The sequence below is a fragment of the Brevibacillus sp. NPDC058079 genome, assembly GCF_042885155.1.
GTDB lineage: Bacteria > Bacillota > Bacilli > Brevibacillales > Brevibacillaceae > Brevibacillus.
This window is the reverse complement of sequence record NZ_JBHVSO010000001.1, coordinates 571,029-590,430: the sequence shown is the minus strand read 5'-3', so window position 1 is coordinate 590,430 and position 19,402 is coordinate 571,029. Positions and strand designations below refer to the sequence as shown.

The 19,402-nt window shown below is 47.6% G+C and carries 17 protein-coding genes; 7 read left to right on the top strand and 10 right to left on the bottom strand.

Translation table 11 applies throughout. The annotated features are described in order from the left end of the window. The first annotated feature begins 115 nt into the window (after nucleotides 1-115). On the top strand, nucleotides 116-475 hold the full coding sequence (locus ACFVS2_RS03070) for a Lin0512 family protein (protein WP_048032795.1): 360 nt from the start codon (nucleotides 116-118) through the stop codon (nucleotides 473-475). On the opposite strand, the gene ACFVS2_RS03065 is transcribed toward ACFVS2_RS03070, so the two are convergent. Together ACFVS2_RS03065 and pepF are read right to left on the bottom strand one after the other, a co-directional pair. Continuing rightward, nucleotides 472-801, bottom strand: a complete 330-nt coding sequence (locus ACFVS2_RS03065; protein WP_390230735.1) for an MGMT family protein — start codon at nucleotides 799-801, stop codon at nucleotides 472-474. The genes ACFVS2_RS03070 and ACFVS2_RS03065 overlap by 4 nt on opposite strands. A gap of 80 nt (nucleotides 802-881) precedes the next feature. Next, entirely contained in the window at nucleotides 882-2,681 is a 1,800-nt protein-coding gene (gene pepF, locus ACFVS2_RS03060) for an oligoendopeptidase F (protein ID WP_390230732.1), read from the bottom strand. A 247-nt stretch (nucleotides 2,682-2,928) separates the two neighbouring features. On the opposite strand from pepF, the gene ACFVS2_RS03055 reads away from it, so the two are divergent. Next, entirely contained in the window at nucleotides 2,929-4,155 is a 1,227-nt protein-coding gene (locus ACFVS2_RS03055) for an aminopeptidase (protein WP_390230729.1), read from the top strand. Between the two features lie 103 nt (nucleotides 4,156-4,258). Here the strand turns inward: ACFVS2_RS03055 and cdaS are convergent, their stop codons facing one another. Further along, a complete protein-coding gene (cdaS, locus tag ACFVS2_RS03050; protein ID WP_173617789.1) occupies nucleotides 4,259-4,873 on the bottom strand; it encodes a sporulation-specific diadenylate cyclase CdaS in 615 nt (204 codons plus the stop codon). A gap of 155 nt (nucleotides 4,874-5,028) precedes the next feature. On the opposite strand from cdaS, the gene ACFVS2_RS03045 reads away from it, so the two are divergent. The 3 genes from ACFVS2_RS03045 to ACFVS2_RS03035 are packed head-to-tail and all read left to right on the top strand — an operon-like array spanning nucleotide 5,029 to nucleotide 8,753. Continuing rightward, nucleotides 5,029-6,504 carry a spore germination protein gene (locus tag ACFVS2_RS03045; RefSeq protein WP_390230725.1) on the top strand — a complete coding sequence of 492 codons (1,476 nt, stop codon included), beginning with the start codon at nucleotides 5,029-5,031 and terminating at the stop codon, nucleotides 6,502-6,504. A 50-nt stretch (nucleotides 6,505-6,554) separates the two neighbouring features. Next, entirely contained in the window at nucleotides 6,555-7,598 is a 1,044-nt protein-coding gene (locus ACFVS2_RS03040; protein WP_390230722.1) for a Ger(x)C family spore germination protein, read from the top strand. A gap of 21 nt (nucleotides 7,599-7,619) precedes the next feature. Then, on the top strand, nucleotides 7,620-8,753 hold the full coding sequence (locus ACFVS2_RS03035; protein WP_173617792.1) for a GerAB/ArcD/ProY family transporter: 1,134 nt from the start codon (nucleotides 7,620-7,622) through the stop codon (nucleotides 8,751-8,753). A gap of 4 nt (nucleotides 8,754-8,757) precedes the next feature. Here the strand turns inward: ACFVS2_RS03035 and ACFVS2_RS03030 are convergent, their stop codons facing one another. From ACFVS2_RS03030 to ACFVS2_RS03000, 7 genes are all read right to left on the bottom strand, one after another. Next, nucleotides 8,758-9,522, bottom strand: coding sequence for a LamB/YcsF family protein (locus ACFVS2_RS03030; RefSeq protein WP_390230719.1), 765 nt, complete (start codon nucleotides 9,520-9,522; stop codon nucleotides 8,758-8,760). A gap of 3 nt (nucleotides 9,523-9,525) precedes the next feature. Then, a complete protein-coding gene (locus ACFVS2_RS03025; RefSeq protein ID WP_390230717.1) occupies nucleotides 9,526-10,533 on the bottom strand; it encodes a 5-oxoprolinase subunit C family protein in 1,008 nt (335 codons plus the stop codon). Continuing rightward, nucleotides 10,530-11,246: a 5-oxoprolinase subunit PxpB gene (pxpB, locus tag ACFVS2_RS03020; protein ID WP_173617795.1), complete on the bottom strand. Its 717-nt coding sequence runs from the start codon at nucleotides 11,244-11,246 to the stop codon at nucleotides 10,530-10,532. Before pxpB ends, ACFVS2_RS03025 begins: the two co-directional genes overlap by 4 nt. A gap of 16 nt (nucleotides 11,247-11,262) precedes the next feature. Further along, on the bottom strand, nucleotides 11,263-11,910 hold the full coding sequence (gene pcp / locus ACFVS2_RS03015; RefSeq protein WP_390230713.1) for a pyroglutamyl-peptidase I: 648 nt from the start codon (nucleotides 11,908-11,910) through the stop codon (nucleotides 11,263-11,265). A 12-nt stretch (nucleotides 11,911-11,922) separates the two neighbouring features. Then, complete coding sequence (locus ACFVS2_RS03010) at nucleotides 11,923-12,705, bottom strand: IclR family transcriptional regulator (RefSeq protein ID WP_390230710.1); 783 nt, start codon at nucleotides 12,703-12,705, stop codon at nucleotides 11,923-11,925. Between the two features lie 152 nt (nucleotides 12,706-12,857). Then, the gene (locus ACFVS2_RS03005) at nucleotides 12,858-13,742 is read right to left on the bottom strand and encodes a YitT family protein (RefSeq protein WP_390232380.1); all 885 of its coding nucleotides are present in this window, start codon (nucleotides 13,740-13,742) and stop codon (nucleotides 12,858-12,860) included. Nucleotides 13,743-13,843: 101 nt separating this feature from the next. Further along, nucleotides 13,844-14,698 carry a DMT family transporter gene (locus ACFVS2_RS03000; protein ID WP_390230707.1) on the bottom strand — a complete coding sequence of 285 codons (855 nt, stop codon included), beginning with the start codon at nucleotides 14,696-14,698 and terminating at the stop codon, nucleotides 13,844-13,846. A 237-nt stretch (nucleotides 14,699-14,935) separates the two neighbouring features. Here ACFVS2_RS03000 and ACFVS2_RS02995 point away from each other — a divergent pair, with 237 nt between their 5' ends. Then, nucleotides 14,936-16,540: an SWIM zinc finger family protein gene (locus tag ACFVS2_RS02995; protein ID WP_390230704.1), complete on the top strand. Its 1,605-nt coding sequence runs from the start codon at nucleotides 14,936-14,938 to the stop codon at nucleotides 16,538-16,540. Then, complete coding sequence (locus tag ACFVS2_RS02990) at nucleotides 16,537-19,395, top strand: DEAD/DEAH box helicase (RefSeq protein ID WP_390230700.1); 2,859 nt, start codon at nucleotides 16,537-16,539, stop codon at nucleotides 19,393-19,395. The genes ACFVS2_RS02995 and ACFVS2_RS02990 overlap by 4 nt, the downstream gene beginning before the upstream one ends. The last annotated feature ends 7 nt before the right edge of the window (nucleotides 19,396-19,402 follow it).

The window sequence follows — 19,402 nt, the reverse complement described above, 5'->3', positions numbered from 1 at the left end:
GTTATGATGACATGTCTTGACGATAAACACAATACAGATGAGAGAAAAAACCATTCCTTTTCGTGGTAAGATAAGGATGGTAGAAAAGTAGAATGAAACAGGAGTGAACAAGCCAATGGAAAAAGTAATGTTTATTGAAATAGGAATGGGTATCGACATGCATGGACAAAACGTCACCAAAGCCGCAGTCCGCGCTGTTCAAAATGCCATCCATCATAATTCGATGCCTGGACTGCGTTCTGTCCTGCCAGGAAACGATATCCATAACATGAAAGTAAATGTGAGACTTGCCGTTCCTGCTGACAAGGACAAGCTCGACTTGGAAACGGTTCGTAAAGCACTGCCTTACGGGGAAGTCTCCTTCGAGATCGTCGATGGCGGCATGCTGACGAGCAGCGGCGTCGTGATCGCTGAAAAAGAGGACAAGAACGACCTTGCCTATATCGTCATTGCTTCCGTAGAGGTAGGATACTAGAATACCGGCTCATCCACTACATGTGGGTGAAACTGATAACGCTCCAACTCTATTTCTCCTGCTGCTGACACGACTATCCCTTCACTTTCCAACGCCATTTTTTGCAGCGTGAACGAATCCAAATCTTGCAATCCGATCTTTCCTTGGGCGTTGATGACCCGATGCCAAGGAAGCTTGTGCTTTTTGGACATGGAATGAAGGATGCGAACGATTTGTCTGGCAGCTCTCGGACTCCCGGACAACGCAGCAACTTGCCCATACGTCATGACATGGCCCGCTGGAATCCCGGCAATGATTTTTAGTGCGCGCTGCGTAAATTCGGTCATGATGACTACTCCTTCTTGCTTAATCAAATCAAAAGGCTTGTGATTCCTCGCGATCACAAGCCTTTTCTTCTTTTATCAGGTTAAAACAGTCTTTCCAGCTCGTCAACCAGACTGCCGACATATGCGACAGCCTCGCGGATTGGCTGCGGTTCTGACATATCCACGCCAGCTTTTTTCATTAGCTCCAGCGGCGTTAGTGTTCCCCCGGCTTTAAGCACCTCGATCCAACGATCAACGGCAGGCTGTCCCTCTTGCTTGATGCTCGCTGCCATTGCTGTAGAAGCGGTTAAACCAGCTGCGTAAGTGTACGGATACAGCCCCATGTAATAGTGCGGTTGGCGCATCCATGTAAGACTCGCGGCAGCGTCCAAATCAACGGCATCACCCCAGAAGTCTGCGAGCACTTGCCCTTTCCATTCGGAGAGCTGTTTGGCAGTCAATGGTACGTCTTTTTGCGCTGCTTCGTACACTTTTCGTTGCATTCTCGCTTCTAGCAGATGCGTGACAAAGTTGTGGTAATACGTGTTCATCAATTGCAAAATGACCCAACGCTTCAGACGAGGATCGTCGGATTGCTCCACGATGTGCTGCGCGAGCAAGAGCTCATTGAGTGTAGAAGGCGCTTCGATAAAGTACAGCGATGGACGAGAGTTCGTAAAGCTTTGCTCCCTTGTCGCCAGCATAAAATGTCCGCAGTGCCCCAGCTCATGAGCCAGCGTGAAAGCACTACGCATATTTCCTGACCACGTAATGAGAATGTAAGAGTGCTTGCTGTATGTCGTTGAGCAGAAAGCACCTGTCGATTTGCCCACGTTGTCTACGTAGTCGATCCAGCGTTCATTCAGTGCTTTTTCCATAATCGCTGTGTACTCTGGTCCCATCACTTGCAAGGATGCCAATATCTTTTGCCCAGCTTCTTCAATCGTAATCGGCGGGCTGAATTCTGGATCAAGCGGTGCCTTCAAATCGCAAAAGGCAAGTTTTTCGAGGCCGAGCTCTTTTGCTTTGAGCTTCGCATAGCGTCGCATGTGCGGAGCGAGTTCATTCCCGATGATATCCAGGATGTTGTGGTACATATCCAGTGTAACTTGCTGTGGCTTAAGAAGCATGTCCGTTACGGTCTCATAGCCACGCAGACGAGACATGACGGTTTGTTTTTTCACTTCTGTCGCGTATACCGCAGCGAAGGAGTTTTGGTATGAAGCGAGTGTCTTCGAGAAAGATTCGTACGAAGCACGGCGCAGCGCAGTATCGGACGACATTTCATAATCGGTCTCAAATAGCGCGAAGGATACTGGACGTTCATTTCCCTCACCATCATGGACGGGTGCAAATGACATGTCCGAAAGCTTTCCACGTGCATATATGTTGTATGGTGCCGAGAAAACCTCGCCCATCGCCGCAAACGCTTCTTCCGTCTCGGCAGACAGTCGGTACGGCTTTGTTTCCAGCAAATCATTCAAGCTTTTGCGGAAAATTTCGAGTCCTGGTTCTTCCTTCAAGAAGCTCTCGATTTTTCCTTCAGGCAAAGCCAAAATCTCGGAAGGTATAAAAGAAAGCGCAGCGTTCAGCTGGGACAATACATCCCCTACCCGTGCAGAGTTCGCTTGGTTTTGTGGATTCGTCCCATCTTCAGACGACCGCAGTCTGGCATACGTCGCTGCGATATTCGCCCGAACATTGATCGCCTCGTTTGCCTCCAAGCATGCCAACAACGTCTCTCCACTTGTATGCAGCTGACCTTTGAATGCAGTGACGACAGGCAGATGCTGTATAATTTCTAGTAATTCTTGCTCCCACGCTTCCTGGCTCTCAAACAGATCGTTCAGGTTCCACGTATACTCGACAGCGACTTGATCACGTGTCTGTCTTGTCTTCACTCTGACTGCCTCCTTTAGTTCGGCCAATAAAATATTTTTTATGTAATAAAATTGCCTTTTCATTTGAATTTTCCTACAATTAACCAAAATAAACAAGTGGATAACTTGCTCGAATTAGGCCGTAATCTGTCTTTTTCTGCGCTTTCCTAGGAAATTCTTTCAAATCATAAGCAGGTGATTTCGGAGGGGAAGGTAAAATAGATAGAGTGCAAGTAAGCCTTTTGTTCTTAAAAGGAGGAAATGAACCATGTCTTTTGAAACCTTGTTTGACCGTTACGCTGATCTCGCTGTAAAAGTCGGCGTGAACGTACAACCTATGCAAACGTTAGTAGTAACAGCTCCGCTATCTACTGCTCCTTTTGTGAGAAAGGTAGCCAAAAAAGCGTATGAAGCGGGTGCCAAGCACGTACATATTGAGTGGACCGACGATGAACTCACACGGATGAAATATGATTTGGCTCCTGAAGAAGCGTTTCGTGAATACCCGCAATGGAAGGTACAGGGATTAGAGGAAATGGCGGAAAATGGCGCGGCATTTCTTTACATTTCTGCAGCGAATCCCGATTTGCTGAAGGGTGTAAGTCTTGACCGCATTTCTACTGCCAACAAAACAGCTGGTCAAGCTCTCCATAAATTCCGCAGCTATACCATGTCCGATAAAGTGAGCTGGTGCGTGCTTGCAGTTCCATCACCTGCATGGGCCGCTATGGTCTTCCCGCATTTGTCACAAGAGGAACAGGAGCTTGCCCTGTGGGATGCGATCTTCCGCGCCACTCGCGCAGATATGGATGACCCTGTCCAAGCTTGGCATGACCATCATGCGACACTGAACAGCAAGGTGGATCAGCTCAATGCCAAACAGTACCGCTACCTTCATTACGAAGCTCCTGGTACCAGCCTGACGATTGAGCTTCCTTCCAATCACATTTGGATTGGCGGCGGGAGCGTAAATAAAGACGGTGCCTCCTTCATGGCCAATATGCCGACAGAAGAAGTATTCACCGCGCCATTAAAAGAAGGCGTCAACGGAACCGTTCGCAGCACCAAGCCTTTGAGCTATCATGGGAATTTGATCGAGAATTTTACGCTGACTTTTGAAAAAGGAAGAATTGTCTCGGCAACTGCTGAAAAGGGAGAAGAATCCCTAAAGCAATTAATTGAAACAGATGAAGGCTCGCATTATTTGGGGGAAGTGGCATTGGTTCCTCATCTGTCCCCTATCTCACAATCAGATATCATTTTCTATAACACCCTCTTTGATGAGAATGCGTCCAACCACTTGGCGATCGGTAACGCTTATAGTGTGAATATTGAAGGTGGCGCTGACATGAGCAATGAGGAACTAGCTAGCCGCGGTATCAATATCAGCCTCACTCACGTCGATTTCATGATTGGTTCCGCCGAGATGAACATTGATGGAGAAACAGCTGACGGCAAGCGTGAACCACTCTTCCGCAACGGAAATTGGGCTTGAATCTAACCTGAGAATGGCATAGCGAGAGGCTGGATTTATGTCATCACCATGACAAATCCAGCCTCTTTTTTTCTCGGATACAACGGATTTTCGTGGAGCGCTTTCATGAAGGGGAAATAATCGGATACAAGTGTCCCTGCATGGCAAAGGACGCTTTCCCCGTTTCCTCAGAGACCACAACGATCAGCGCATCGCTTTTCTCACTCAAGCCCAAAGCAGCACGATGTCTGGTTCCCAGTTTTTTTTCCCCTACCACAACCTGTGACAATGGCAGTACATTGGCCGCGGAAACGATATGATTTTCCCGAATCAGGACGGCCCCATCATGCAAAGGGCTTCCAGGATAAAAGATCGATTCCAGCAAGGAATGGCTCATCGTGGCCCCAATCGGTATGCCTGCTTGCAACAGCAGATCAAGCGGGTCCTCACGCTCAACGACAATCAGTGCTCCTTGGCGCCTTTTGGCCAAGTGCTGCACAGCCTTGGATAAATCCAGATATTTTTCCGTATAGGGTGATAGATAGCATTGTAAATAAAAGGAGGCTGCTACTGTTTCGAGTCGGCTAAACTTCGTCCGTATTTGATCAAACGTCCCGAGCACACATTCGTTTTCATCTTTTAACGCATGTATGCTCTCATCCAACGTAACGGATATTCCCCTCAGCTCTTGCAGCAATTCAGCCTTCAGCGATGATGTATCACAATTAACTTCCAGCATATGAACCCCTCAATTTCAATTTCTCTTCACGCTTCGTTCTTTGTTTGATTGTTCCCCTCCCAATAGGAAATCATTCTATTTCCTAGATGATAATTCCACTGCAAACCGGACATAGTAAAACACAAATGATCAACAGCTTATGGAGCGAAACCGAGATGATAACGGAATGGAATGAGTTTCTTTCCATCGCACAAGACTCGAATGATTTTAAGTATTATCCCCTGCTGAACGAGGAATGTCCTTTTATTATTTCGTACTATCAAACCTTAATAAAAACAGAGCTACTGCAAAAAAATCTCTTGCGCCCCCTTCAAGAACGTATGGAAGCAAATGAATCGATCACGGACCTGCGCCACTTTTCCCGCTTTATCTATGTGGAGGATATTGTTTATACAGACGACATACAGACAGTCGTCTCCAAAATCATGACGGGTTATGCTGCCATCCAATCGAAAGACAATCTACAGTTCTTCGCCCTCATCAATCTGTCCAATCCGACCGAAGGACTGCGAACTGACAATGACACGGAAAACGAGTTTAGTGTCGTTGGACCAAAGGTAGGCTTTGTTGAAAACATTGATATCAACCTGCATCTCATCCGTCAACAAATCAGCACACCCAAATTAATCATTCGAGAGTTAACCTTAGGGACGCTCTCTCATACGCGCATCGCCGTTGTCTATTTGTCTGGTATTACGAATCCTCAGCACATTGAAACCGTTGAGCAAAGACTACAGACGATCGACTTCGATATTATTTTTGATTCATCACAGCTCGATCAAATCATGAGTGATAATTCGAATACTCCTTTCCCATTGTTTCTGTCTACAGAAAGGATTGACCGGGTCATCTATGCGTTAACTCTCGGACAAATCGTGATTATTTCCGATGCATCTCCGTATGTCATTACAGGTCCAACTACTATTTTTGATTTCTTCATTTCTCCCGAGGATTATTATTTACCGTGGATCTTATCGTCCCTCTTTCGGTTGATTCGCATTTTTGGTGTGCTTTTTTCTATTTTGATGACACCTGCCTATACGGCGGTTCTCACTTTCCATTTGGAAATGATTCCGCAAGACATGCTGGCTCCGATTATTTTATCGAGGAAATACGTCCCGTTTCCCCCTGTTTTAGAGGTGCTTTTCTTGGAGCTGACGATCGAGTTCTTGCGAGAAGCAGGTGCCCGGCTCCCGACAAAGGTCGGGCAGACTCTTGGAATCGTAGGTGGAATCGTCATTGGTCAAGCATCTGTAGAAGCAGCCTTGACCAGTAATATATTGCTGATCATCGTTGCTCTGTCGGCGCTCGCCTCTTTCACCACCCCCATTTACAAAATGTCAAATACGATCCGTTTCCTGCGCTTCCCGCTCATTATTTTGTCTGGAATTTGGGGCGGGCTTGGGATTGCCATCGGTCTCATGTTCATGCTGACTCATCTTCTTCAGCTTAAATCGTTAGGAACACCTTACCTGGCTCCGCTTTTCCCTTTTCGCAGACGTAGTTTCGCGGACAGCTTTATTCGCTCCTCCTACAGCAGAACGGCCAGAAGGTCTGCTGTTATGCGCGTCATCTCACAGTGGAGATACGATCCTGACAAGGCCACTCAGAAAAGAGACATTGATGAATAGATGAAGGAGCCATCGAGGAAACCATGGTTGCAAAGAGGAAATGGATACTGGTGTTATTGATATGGATCGTGGCTGGCTGCTCTTCGACTCGAATCGTTAGCGAAGTACAGCTGATTCATTCACTGGGGCTCGATATCGAAGATCAAAAGATTAAAGGTGCGGCCATCACTCACGTGTACGGAAAGGAAAAGACACAGGTAGAGCTGCTGGAAACAAAAAGCTCGAATTTATTTACGATCCTCCCTGATTTTAATGCCATCACGCCTTCTCAAGTAGAGCTAGGACAATTGCGCTCCGTCATTGTCGGGACAAAATATGCTGAAAACGGAGTGGAAACGCTGGTACATACACTTTGCCGCGATCCCTCTATTGGTTTTCGCCTTCAACTCGGTGTGGCGGAACCAAAGGCATTGACGATATTGAAGGGCATCCGTCATATGCAAGTCCCTTTTTTCATCTCTGATAGTGTCGCTCAAAACATCAAAACGCTGAATTTGCCCAAGACCAACCTGCATATTTTCTTGTTCAATTTATACGGCGAGGGCCGTGATCCTTACCTTCCCTATTTCGTGATGCATAACGACAGAGTGAAGCTGGATGGTCTCGCGCTTTTTCGCGATGACAAATTCGTGCATCGCATCCATTCGAAAGAGAGCTTTTTGTTAAAAATCATGGTCGAAAAAGCCAAGAGTGGTCAAATTCCATTTGAAGTGACGATAAACAATCGAAAAGAATCCGGACTGTTGAAAAATCTTCATTCCCATGCCGCATTCACTATCAAGACGTCAGAGCCTGTCCCAAGCATTATGGTAAAGCTCACGGTAAATGGGCAAATCAAAGATTATTCGAAGTGGCTGCAATTATCCAATCCACAAGTCCTATATCAAATGGAAAAAGAACTTTCCTCGTACCTGCAAAAGGAGGCGACGAGCTTTGTGAAGCATTTACAGAAGCTTGAAGTTGACCCGGTTGGATTTGGTGATTTGGTTCGTAGTCGAAGCGCTTCGTGGAACTACTCGCACTTCAAAAAGATTTATCCAGAGATGAAAATCGCAGTGACAGCTTCGGTTAAGCTGGAGCAAACAGGTGAGTAATGAATAACCAGGAGGGATCAGGTGAGTACTTCCATTCGGGAAAGCGCTATGGTTTCACCTTTTTTTGTATTCTTTCTCGTGCATGCCAATATCGTGGGGGTCGGGATACTAGGGTTTCAACGGACAATCGTAGCCCATGCCGGATACGATGCCTGGATCTCCCTTCTACTTGCCGGGGCAAGCATCCATCTCATTGTTTGGATGCTCTATTCCATGTTGAATGCGGGCAGCCATGATTTGTTCTCCCTTCACGAGCTCTGCTTTGGAAAATGGCTAGGCAAGTTGATGAGCTTAGTCGTATTGATCTACGTCTGGATGGCTGCTTTTCTCATCTTGCGTTCTTACGTCAGTATTGTGAAGCAATTTATTTTCCCTCTCATGCATACCTGGAGCACGACGCTGATTATCTTGGTCCTCATTCTGTACATTGTCGCTGGTGGTTTTCGCACGGTTACGGGCGTCTGCTTTTTCGGTGTGGTGATTCCGGCGATTTTGATGCTTCCTTTGTTTTTATTCCCATTCGAGTACGCTCACCCGAATAACTTGTTCCCGATGTTTTCGCATAACCTCCCCTCCTTATTCGCGTCTGCCAAAGACGCTGTCATCAATTATATGGGCTTTGAATTACTGTTCTTCTACTACCCATTTATCAAACGAGCAGCTCACTCGCAAAAATGGGCCCACGCTGGCGTTCTTTTCAGCACGCTCCTGTATGTAGCCGTCGCTATCGTGACATTCCTCATGTTTAGCCATGGTGAACTGGATAAGATTATTTGGCCGACCTTGACCATGCTCAAAATCGTAGAAATTCCGATTTTGCAGCGATTGGAGTTCATTGTGATATCTCTTTGGCTCTTCGTGATTTTGCCAAACATTTGTCTCAATCTATGGGGGGTTACCCGAGGAATGAAACAGATATTTGGCATCAGTCAAATCCGGGCCCTTTTGCTTATCCTAGTATCATTGGCAATGGGTTCCTATCTGCTCGAAGGTACCACTCCTTTGCTCTTGGCACTCGATTTTTATGGGAAAGTTAGTCTCGTTTTCATTTATGGCTATATTCCGCTGTTGTTCTTGCTCTTCCTCCTCTGGGGAAAAAAACGAAGTACCGCACGATACCAGACTCCTGGGGCGGAAACAGAAAAAGCCCGATAGATGTCTATCGAGCAAATCGTGCTGCGATTGTAATGCCTGCTCCTGCCAAAGCTTCTCGGATGCTCTGCGCGAATTCCAACGCATGAGCACCGTCGCCGTGAATACAAATCGAATCTGCCTGAATCGGGATATCCACGCCTTTCTGGGTCAGGACGAGTCCCTCGCTTACCATACGAATGACTTGCTGTAGGGATTGCTGTTGGTCCGTAATCATCGCATTCGGCTGACTGCGCGGTGTCAGCGTACCATCCTGCTGATACGTACGGTCGGCAAACACTTCGTGCGCCGTAGCAAGACCGATTTTTTCCCCTGCACGCGTCAACTCACTTCCCGCCAAGCCATACAACACCAGTTCCGGATTTACTTTGTAGATGGCCAACGCGATAGACTCGGCCAGAGCGGGTCTTGTGGCTGCCATATTGTACAAGGCTCCATGAGGCTTCACATGATGCATGACGCCCCCTTCTGCCCGTACAAACGCTTGCAGGGCGCCGATTTGGTACACGACTAAATCGTACGCCTCTTCAGGGGAAATCTCCATGTTGCGGCGACCGAAGCCGACCAAATCAGCGAATCCGGGATGGGCACCGATTGCGACGCCTGCCTCCAAAGCCATTTGCACCGTTTTCCTCATCGTTCCTGGGTCTCCAGCATGGAAACCACAAGCGACATTTGCCGAGCTGACATAGTGAAGGATGGCTTGGTCATTTCCAATCCGGTAAGCGCCAAAGCTCTCTCCCATATCACAGTTTAGATCTACGCTCTTCATGTTTTACCTCCTCCCTACAGTCTGTTCCATTCCCAACTTGATCTCATTCATGGTTCGTTCTCGTTCGTACAGTGCCCGCTGCGCATCATGTAGAGAAATCTCCTGGAAACGCATCGTTTCTCCCGGTCGCAACTGAGCGATGATCGGCAAATCGACAGTCGCCACATAACCGATCTTGGGATATCCGCCGATTGTTTGTCTGTCTGCCATCAGGATGATCGGCTGACCGTCTGGGGGAACCTGAATTGTTCCCATCGTAACAGCAGCAGAAATCAGCTCAAGTGGAGATGTGAGGGCAAGAGTCGGTCCCGTCAAGCGATACCCCATCCGATCTGATTGAGGAGATACTTGAAAAGCCTGTTCGAAAAAGCTTTGACGGCTTTCTGATGTAAAATCATCGAACTGATCGCCACGAATGACCCGGACTATCCCTTCCCGACTTTTTGTCATGTAACCGAAAGGAATAAACCAATTCGTATTGGAAAAAGCAGCGCCTCGTGCTTTTTGTTCCAATTGCTTTGCGAGATACAAACTGAACGAGCTTTGTGGGTTGTGTTCGAGTCTATCACCTGCTTGCAGCATTCTACCTGCCAATCCCCCGAATCCCGCTCGCAGATTCGTGCTGCGACTACCCATCACGATCGGCACATCCCATCCACCAGCAACGGCGAGATAGGCACGACAGCCTTGTTTCGCGTGGCCAAACTGCAACCTGCTTCCACTCTTTACCCAGACCGCTCGATTGGAATTGATTGGATTCTTGTTGATGGTCGGACTGAAATCGCCACCACAGATCGCAATCAGCATGTCCTTTTGAAACAAGAGTGTCGGTCCCTTCATGGTCAACTCTAGTACTGCCTCATCGCGATGATTGCCGACCAGCATATTAGCCATCTGTAAGGCGAGCGTGTCCATGGCACCACCGACATTGACTCCGTGCCGCTGATACCCGTACCTGCCCCTATCTTGCACGGTTGTACAAAGCCCTGGCGAAACAACCTCTATGCTCATGGAAACACCTTCTTCCCAGCCTCATACTCCTGCTCGGAGATTGGATGAAAACGAACTTTGTCTCCAGCACGCAAAAGACTCGGCTGACTCTCGTTTGGTTGAAATAAGCTGAGTGGTGTTCTTCCGATAATTTGCCATCCGCCTGGAGTCTCGACTGAGTATATACCCGTTTGCGATCCGCCAATTCCTACACTGCCTTTCGGAATCGAGAGGCGCGGTGAGGAGCGACGTGGGGTCGCCAACCGTTCATCCATTCCACCGAGATACGGAAAACCGGGAGCAAATCCGATCATATAGACCAAATATTCGGCAGAGGAATGAATCGCAATGACTTCCTCTCGTGTGAGACTGTTCTGTTGCGCGACGATGTCCAAATCCGGTCCAAAGCTTCCGCCATAGCAAACCGGAATCTCAACAAGCCTAGACTCTGCCTTGCATGTGACAGTGAGCGTTTGGAACATTTGGTCAAGGATTGCGAGAACACTCTCATAAGGCATCAGGTCGTGGGGAGACTGCTGTGCAAGAATGATCGGATCATAGTAGACCGTAACAGTGGTAAAACCGGGGACGATCTCCAGCATTCCCGGAAAAGGATTCTCCTGAAGATAATCCGTGAACATAACGACAATCTCATGCGTCCTTTGATCAATCACATCCCCTAGCTTGACAATCACACCCGAATCGCTAAGTGGAGAAAATTCATAGTTCTTCATTCGTTTCCCCTCTTGATCAACTGATTTGTCCGCCACCCACAACCATATCCTGCTCATGCGCAATCGTTGCCTCGATCGCAATTTGCAACCCTTTCACAATCGTTTCCAGCGCCATGCTTGGCTGTTCTGCCTGCTTTGCAGCCTGCTCGGGCAAGTATGGAATATGGATGAATCCCCCGCGTGTTGATGCGTGATTTTCGGCTAGATAGTGCATCAATCCATAAAAAAGATGATTGCACACATATGTTCCGGCCGTTTGTGACACGGATGCAGGTACCCCTTGCGTTCTTAATTCATGGACGATGGCCTTGATAGGCAAGGTAGACCAGTACGCAACAGGTCCATTTTCCCGAATCGGCGTGTCAATGGGTTGATTTCCTTCATTGTCTGGAATACGAGCATCGTTCACATTAATTGCGACGCGCTCCACCGCAATATCGACACGTCCGCCTGCTTGTCCAATGCAAATCACGATGTCCGGCTTGGTTTCCTCAATCGCTGCATAAAGCTGTTCGATCGACTTATCAAAAACAGTAGGGATTTGACGTAATTCCACTTGATAATGCGCAGACTCGATCTTTCCTAGCTCTTTTACGGACTCCCATGCTGGATTGACAGACTCACCCCCAAAAGGATCAAAACCTGTTACAAGAATCGTTTTCATGTCGTACTCCTCCTATTTGCCTGTGATTGCTTCCGTATATCCCAGCTGGCTCATGATGCTTTTCGCCGCTGCTTTCGTCTCCTGGATCAAATATCCCAATCGCTCCTCCGTAAAACGTGAAGTGGCGCCAGCTAAGCTCAAGCCAGCAATAACTTGTCCCGTAAAATCACGAATGGGGACTGCCAAAGCCGCAGAATCCGGTTCCAGTTCACCGTAGCTCACGGTGTAACCCCTCTCACGCGCATCGTGTATCCATTTCCACAACAGTTGCTCATCTGTATTGGTACCTGGAGCGATCTTCTTCCATTCAACCCGCTTCAAGAAAGCGGTAATTTCCTCATCTGGCATGAATGATAACAAAATCCGCGGGCACGCTCCGGCATACAGCGGCGCCCTTCGCCCCACTTGGGTATATACCCGCACGTAGCCACGTGTATCAACTTTTTCAATGTAAACTCCTTCATCTTGATCCCGAATAATCAAATTAACTGCTTCCTCGACGCTATCACGTAATTGCAGCATGTACGGAAGCGCAATTTTTCTGATCTCCAATCGCTGTGCCACGATGTTTCCAAATTCGAGCAACTTCAAGCCCAATTGGTACTTGGGTGGTTGATGGTTCGCTGTTTTGGAGACGAAACCACGCATTTCAAGGGTCTGGATGATCCGAAATACCGTGCTTTTCGGCATTTGCGACAATTCCACGAGTTCAGCCAGACTCAATTCAGTGTTGTCGATGAAGTACTCTAAAAACTCCAGTGTTTTCAACACACTTCGGTTTGCTGTTTTTTCCATTTTTCATCACCACTTTTTCGTCCCAAAATACGGAATGGCATTTTGTATTTTGGTATAAAGTAATCGTAAAATAATTCTGTCATCGCGGTCAATACATTTTTAACCCCCTTCTCGCCGTTCAACTTACGGGAAAAGGGGGCTCAGCTCGTTGGCTAATGAATATTCTTTTTCTTAAACCGTCCACCAGAAACATCATGAATATGACCGATTGCCAAAAATGCAGAGGAATCGATTTCCTCCACGATGGATTTCAGCTTCGCTTCTTCCAATCGGGTGATGACACAGAAGATGACCTTTTTGACATCTCCGGAGTAACCTCCTTCTCCATTCAAATAGGTAATTCCCCGCCCCAGTCTCGCGGTTAACGCATCGCCAATTTCGACTGGATAATCACTGATGATCCATACAGATCTTGATTGCTCGAGCCCGACCATGGTAATATCGATCATTTTATAAGCGATGTAGTAAGCAATTAACGAGTACATGGCCCGGTCCCACCCAAAAATGAAGCCGGCACTGCCTAAAATAAAAATGTTAAAAAACATGACCATTTCGCCGACCGAAAACGGACTTTTCCTCGTCATCAGGATCGCAACAATTTCCGTTCCATCCAAGGAACCGCCCGCGCGAATGACGAGTCCCACTCCGATTCCGATGATAATCCCACCAAAAACCGCCGAGAGAAGCAAATCGTCCGTCAAGCTAGGGACATGATGGAGGTAGCTCGTTCCCAACGACATCACGACGACACCGAACAGCGTAGAGATGGCAAATGTCTTGCCAATTTGCTTGTAGCCAATAAGTAAAAAGGGCAGGTTCAGCAGGAATAAAAATAATCCGAGAGGGCCTCCTGTCAGCTTTGAGGCCATAATGGAAACACCGGTTACACCACCGTCAATGATGTTGTTTGGGACCAGAAAGATTTCCAGTCCGACTGCCACCAACAAAGCTCCAATGATGATTACGAGAGCTCTTATTGCGATCCTTCTTTTTTTCGTCCGCTTATGAGTGATCGGAGCAATTGCTTTTGCATCCATTTTGATCATCCTTAGCCGTTTTTTTCTTACCACTTCATCATTCCCTGGTAGCAAAAAAAATAGCCAGCCAGGATTTCTCCCAGCCGACTCTTCATCATCCTTTAGCCCCAAACGGCAATGGAAATAATGCCAATCGTGATCATCAAAGACATGGACAGTCGCCATACGCGTTGTCGCTCCTTTAACAAGAAGACCCCGAGCAGCGTACCAAAAACCGTACTTACCTCACGAATGGGCGCGATAGCTGCCAGTGGTGCCAATGTCATGGCAAACAAAAACAACAAATACGAGCCTGGTGAAAGGACGGCACCGAGTACAATCGTTCGCCAGTTTTTTTGCCACTCACGGCGGATGAGTCCCTTCTTCCAAACGAAGCCCCCCGCGACAATCAGACAGGCAAAGTTCGTTATTTCCAATAAAGCGAATGGAGATAATTGTTGTACGATTTGCTTGTCGGTTAACGTGTACCCTGTAATGCATAGTCCGACAGCAAAAGCGTATCGCAGGGCAAGCGGATTCACTGGTTGAGCCTGACGATCTGTGCCAATCATTCCACTAATGGCGAAGACTCCCATCACGATGCAAATGACCCCCAGCCATCCCGGTACAGATAAATACTCTTGAAAGAAAATCGCGCTAAAAAACGGAATGAGAAGCGTCCCCGTCCCCCTCATGATGGGGTAAACCTGCGAGATATCCCCGTATGTATACGCCTTTGAAATCAATAAGGTATAGCATCCTTGAAAGAAAAAGGACATAAACAGAAAAAGAACCAAAGACCATGTCAGTTGTACGCGCATCAATTCCCAAATGAGAACAGGCAAGAGGATCACGGTTGTTGGCAATGTAATCAACCAAAGAAACGCCATTTTGTTCTCACTTTTTTTCGTGAACAGGTTCCAGACTGCGTGCGCAAGGCCAGACGATAGTACGAGCAGAATCGAAATCGATAGCATGTGTGCCCCTTCTCTCTCTTGTTGTACAAATACAACTAAAGACAATAAAACACATTGCGTTTAGTTGCTTTTCATTCGACGTGTACAGTATACACCCAGTCCCCACAAAAATTAAGCATTGTTTCTGCTTATGGCCCAAACCATTTTATTGATGCTGCGAACACACGCATCTTTTTCCATTCTCCGCATTTTGGGTTATAATGGAGGGATGACACTTCGTTCGGAGGATCTGACTACATGTTGCAAAGAGAGTTGACTCGGGAACAAGCGATACAGGTAGGCGAGCAAATCCTAATTGCCGTCGAAGGACACATCATTGAACGGGGCTATACGTACTTTTCTGATGGCGTCGTCTTCAATACACGCGTAGAACAAGGCCAATATTTGACGAGTGATGTTCAAGGTTCCGAGGTGTATCATGTTCGCCTCGATATGGAAACGGTTCAAAACAGTACCTGTACCTGCCCTTATTCGCGCATTTGTAAGCATATTGCGGCTACTTTTTTTCAGATGTACAGTGTGTTCGAGAATCCTCGTACATATTTGACCCGCTCCCAACAACCAAGACGAGCTACTTTTTCTCCTCATCTGCTGATTCCTGCTTATAAATATAGCCATATCGCTCTTGCTCAGCAGGATACAGCGTCTGTTTCCTCTCCGCTTACCGCGAACAGCTCCGTCAAAGAATGGTGGGCATTTTTTGAGAGCTGGACACGCAACCTGTTTGCGGCCATGGAATCGTATCGAGCTTCCTCTGAGTTATTATCGAGCTATCAAAATGTGCTGAGTGTTGCTGCCTCGTGGCCGAAGGATCGGGCACAACTCTTTGTCATTCATGCTAATCTGTTTCATCTCATGAAGCTTACACAATACGTCAAAACGTACCGCCAATCATACTGGTTCCTGGATTTGGTTCAGACAGCCGAGCGGCTATTGGATCAATTAGAAGGGACGTTGTACTTCGCAGATATCCCTGCTCTCTTGACTCACCATCAGGATGCCATCGTAGATACACTTCAACTGACAAAGGAATTGAAAGAAAACGAAGCCACTTCCCTCTACTGGATATTCGCCTATCAAATGTTGTGGTGGATGCTATTGAAGAAGCCGGAGTGGATGCATGAGGAGATCCATGTGCTGGATCAGCTTATCAACGATGAAAACATCTCTGCCGCCGAAAAGGAAAAAGGGCTGCTACTCCGTGCCCACTTTCATGTGATGGAAAAGGAGGACGAAGCTGCTCTACAAATCTGGAAAAGAATGAGCCGTTTGAACCTCTCCTTCTACTTGTCCTATATGAAATCATTCGCTCGCGATGGAGACTGGCAGCGATTTCTCGATTGGACTGCTTCATTGACGTCCTTAATCGGTCAAGCCGAGACACAGCAATACCGACTCGTTATCGCCATTTGGCAGGAAGCGATGGAGCAAGTGGGACGATCAGCCGAGTGCGGCGCCAAGTTGAAGCAGTTCTTACCGAGCAGTTATCACGAATATGCCGCCTATTTATATGAAGAACGACAGTTTCAGCAATGGATTGATTTGCAAATGTCGTTTCAAGTGCCCATGGCAGATATTTCGATCGTGCAGGTGAAAGAAATCGAGGAAGCCGAGCCAACTCTGCTCTTCCCTTTTTATTTGCGTGAGGTGAACAGACTCATTGCGGAACGTAACCGAACGGCCTACAAAGAAGCGATCAAACTCATGAAAAAGGTAAGGACGATTTACAACAGAGCAAACCAAGATACGCGCTGGGAACGATACGTGGATCAATTATCTGCCAAACATAATCGATTACGTGCTTTTCAAGAAGAGCTAAGGAGAGGAAATTTCAACTTATGAATACCGTCACTACATTGGTTCTAGACGGAGAGCTTTTGGCAGACGGACAATTCTTGATTACTGGCAAAGACACGCAAGGAGCAGTGGTCGATCCAGAAGAATTGGCAGGAACACTGTTTGCGTGGGATGAGTCATCCTATTACGGAACCTTCCTGGACAAAAACGAGCAAGGCGTACTGCTCAGTCCTGCCAAGGCCCTCTCCTTTTTCGTCTCCCCCCAGTGGCTTTTGCATCGGATCTATTCATCCAGCACGCCATTTGAACAATTTACGCATGTAGCGAAAATAATCCGGGATACGCTCGCACAAGGCTCCATTGCCCCTGATTTTTCTTCCTGGAAAAAAGGACAAATAGGCTGGAAAGCCCTGCATACTCCCGGCGATTTTCCGGAGTACGGACACAAGTGGCTTTCGCTCGTCGTGGAGGAATCCTCACAAGGCACTGGTGAGATTGGACGAAAGTGGGAGCAGCTATTGACGCAATACCCGGCTCTGTACGTCATGGGCGCCGAGCTTTCTCCACACCTTCAGGAACAGGAATGGTTGCAATCGATAGGCTGGCTGCCAGATACGACACCGTTTCGCACATGCTTGCAAATCGTCGAGGCCGAGGAGCATCCCAATGACTGGCAACTCCAAGTGTATTTGCAGAATCGTGAAGAGCCAGATCAGTTATTTCTCATTGAGCCACACCAGTTGACGGCTGAGGGAGTAGCCACCGCTCGCATCCCTGCTGACTGGCGTGAGCACTGGAATCGCTTTCTCACGGACCTAGCCAAATGTAAAGAGATTCTCCCGTGGCAAAAAGATACTCGGGAGAATCAAAGCCGTTTTCTCACCCGATTGACGAACGAGCAAGCATGGATCTTTTTGACGTCGAGCAGTTTGCAGTTGGTGCAAGCCGGTATTCACGTCTTTCTGCCAGCATGGTGGGAACAAGTACGCCGGGTAAAACCGAAGCTAAAAGCCAAAATTACAACCTCTGTCGGGGCTAGCAGACAGTCCTTCCTAGGTGTCTCCCAGCTCATGGATTTTGAATGGAAGCTCGCCTTGGGACCTGTGGAGCTCAGCGAAGAGGAATTTGAGGAACTCATTAAACAAAAGCAGCGTCTACTGAAAATTCGTGGGCATTGGGTACAATTGACGCCCGATCTATTCTTACAGCTGCAGGAAGCGCTCAAGAAAAACCAAGCGAAAAACGGCATGTCCCTACGTGACGTCATGAGAATGCACATCGCCCCTCCTGTGGAAGTTGAGGAGCTACCCGATGATGAGTTCGATTTCGACACTTCTCTAACGGTTGAAGTTCAGCTAAACCAACATTTGCGAGAGTTGTTGAATCAATTGCAAGAAACGAAGCGCATCCCGATTATGGAGCAGCCATCTCCTTTTCACGGGACGTTGCGAAATTATCAGCTGGAGGGCAGTTCGTGGCTGTTCTTTTTACGCCGCTTTGGGTTGGGAGCTTGTCTGGCCGATGACATGGGATTGGGGAAAACGGTTCAATTTATTACGTACCTGCTTCATGTCAAACAACATGGCCCAGCCAGTACTCCTTCTCTATTAATCTGTCCGACCTCCGTCATAGGCAACTGGCAAAAAGAGCTGAAGCGCTTCGCCCCCTCTCTTCAAGTAATGATTCACTATGGCAATGATCGTCAAAAGAAGGAGGCGTTCTTGCCAGCGATCAAAGGAGCAGATCTCGTGATTACCTCCTATGCCCTGTCCCATTTGGATGAGCAGGAGCTAGGAATGGTTACATGGGATACGATTTGTCTTGACGAGGCGCAAAATATTAAAAACGCCTATACAAAGCAAGCATCTGCTGTGCGCGATTTGAAAGCATGGCACCGGATCGCTCTTACAGGCACTCCGATCGAAAATCGTCTGAGTGAGCTCTGGTCCATTTTTGATTTCTTGAATCCTGGCTACTTGGGAAGTCTCGGGGAATTTACCCAGCGTTTTGTCCATCCCATCGAACGCGACCAAGACCAGCACCTCATCAATCAGGTGCAACGACTCATTCAGCCTTTCCTGCTCCGTCGCGTGAAAACCGATCCGAACATTCAGCTCGACTTGCCAGACAAGAATGAGAGCAAGGAATATGTACCGCTGACTACCGAGCAAGGCGCACTTTATGAGACAGCGATTCAAGATATGTTTGATCGAATGGAAAAAGCCTCTCCTATGGAGCGGCGCGGTCTGATTCTGACGACATTGACACGTCTCAAACAATTGTGTGACCACCCTGCCCTCATTTTGAAGGAAATCTCAACAGCAGATGAAGCCAGTCGCTCGCACAAATTGGAAAGGCTGCTGGAATTGGTGGAGGATATTCGCCAAAAGAAAGAACGTTGTCTGATATTTACCCAATACATCGAAATGGGCAATTTGCTCCAACGGGTGCTGACGCGAGAAGGCTATGGACCTGTCTACTTCCTAAATGGGTCCACGAAGAAAGAAAAACGCGATGAGATGATTGCTCGTTTTCAAGATTCTACACTTCCAGACCATGAACGCGGGGCCGTCTTCATTCTTTCCTTGCGCGCGGGTGGAACTGGCTTGAACTTGACGGAAGCCAACCACGTCATTCACGTAGATCGCTGGTGGAATCCTGCAGTAGAAAATCAGGCCACTGACCGTGCTCATCGCATAGGACAGCAGCGCAATGTTCACGTCTACAAATTCATCTCGCTCGGGACAATTGAGGAACGCATTGATGAAATGATGGAGAGAAAGCTATCGTTGAGCCAGCAAATTGTCGGGACGGGCGAAAGCTGGATCACGGAGCTATCAACGGAGGAGCTGCGGGACTTGTTCACCCTGCGCCATGATTGGCTAGACACGAAAGGATAGATGGAGA

Bases quoted from the DNA above. Each gene is read 5' to 3' on its own strand.
- ACFVS2_RS03065 (WP_390230735.1), bottom strand. From the start codon at position 801: ATGACCGAATTTACGCAGCGCGCACTAAAAATCATTGCCGGGATTCCA.
- ACFVS2_RS03010 (WP_390230710.1), bottom strand. From the start codon at position 12,705: ATGGAAAAAACAGCAAACCGAAGTGTGTTGAAAACACTGGAGTTTTTA.
- ACFVS2_RS03005 (WP_390232380.1), bottom strand. From the start codon at position 13,742: ATGGATGCAAAAGCAATTGCTCCGATCACTCATAAGCGGACGAAAAAA.
- cdaS (WP_173617789.1), bottom strand. From the start codon at position 4,873: ATGCTGGAAGTTAATTGTGATACATCATCGCTGAAGGCTGAATTGCTG.
- ACFVS2_RS03025 (WP_390230717.1), bottom strand. From the start codon at position 10,533: ATGAGCATAGAGGTTGTTTCGCCAGGGCTTTGTACAACCGTGCAAGAT.
- ACFVS2_RS02990 (WP_390230700.1), top strand. From the start codon at position 16,537: ATGAATACCGTCACTACATTGGTTCTAGACGGAGAGCTTTTGGCAGAC.
- pcp (WP_390230713.1), bottom strand. From the start codon at position 11,910: ATGAAAACGATTCTTGTAACAGGTTTTGATCCTTTTGGGGGTGAGTCT.
- pxpB (WP_173617795.1), bottom strand. From the start codon at position 11,246: ATGAAGAACTATGAATTTTCTCCACTTAGCGATTCGGGTGTGATTGTC.
- ACFVS2_RS03045 (WP_390230725.1), top strand. From the start codon at position 5,029: ATGATAACGGAATGGAATGAGTTTCTTTCCATCGCACAAGACTCGAAT.
- ACFVS2_RS03000 (WP_390230707.1), bottom strand. From the start codon at position 14,698: ATGCTATCGATTTCGATTCTGCTCGTACTATCGTCTGGCCTTGCGCAC.
- ACFVS2_RS03030 (WP_390230719.1), bottom strand. From the start codon at position 9,522: ATGAAGAGCGTAGATCTAAACTGTGATATGGGAGAGAGCTTTGGCGCT.
- ACFVS2_RS03070 (WP_048032795.1), top strand. From the start codon at position 116: ATGGAAAAAGTAATGTTTATTGAAATAGGAATGGGTATCGACATGCAT.
- ACFVS2_RS03055 (WP_390230729.1), top strand. From the start codon at position 2,929: ATGTCTTTTGAAACCTTGTTTGACCGTTACGCTGATCTCGCTGTAAAA.
- ACFVS2_RS02995 (WP_390230704.1), top strand. From the start codon at position 14,936: ATGTTGCAAAGAGAGTTGACTCGGGAACAAGCGATACAGGTAGGCGAG.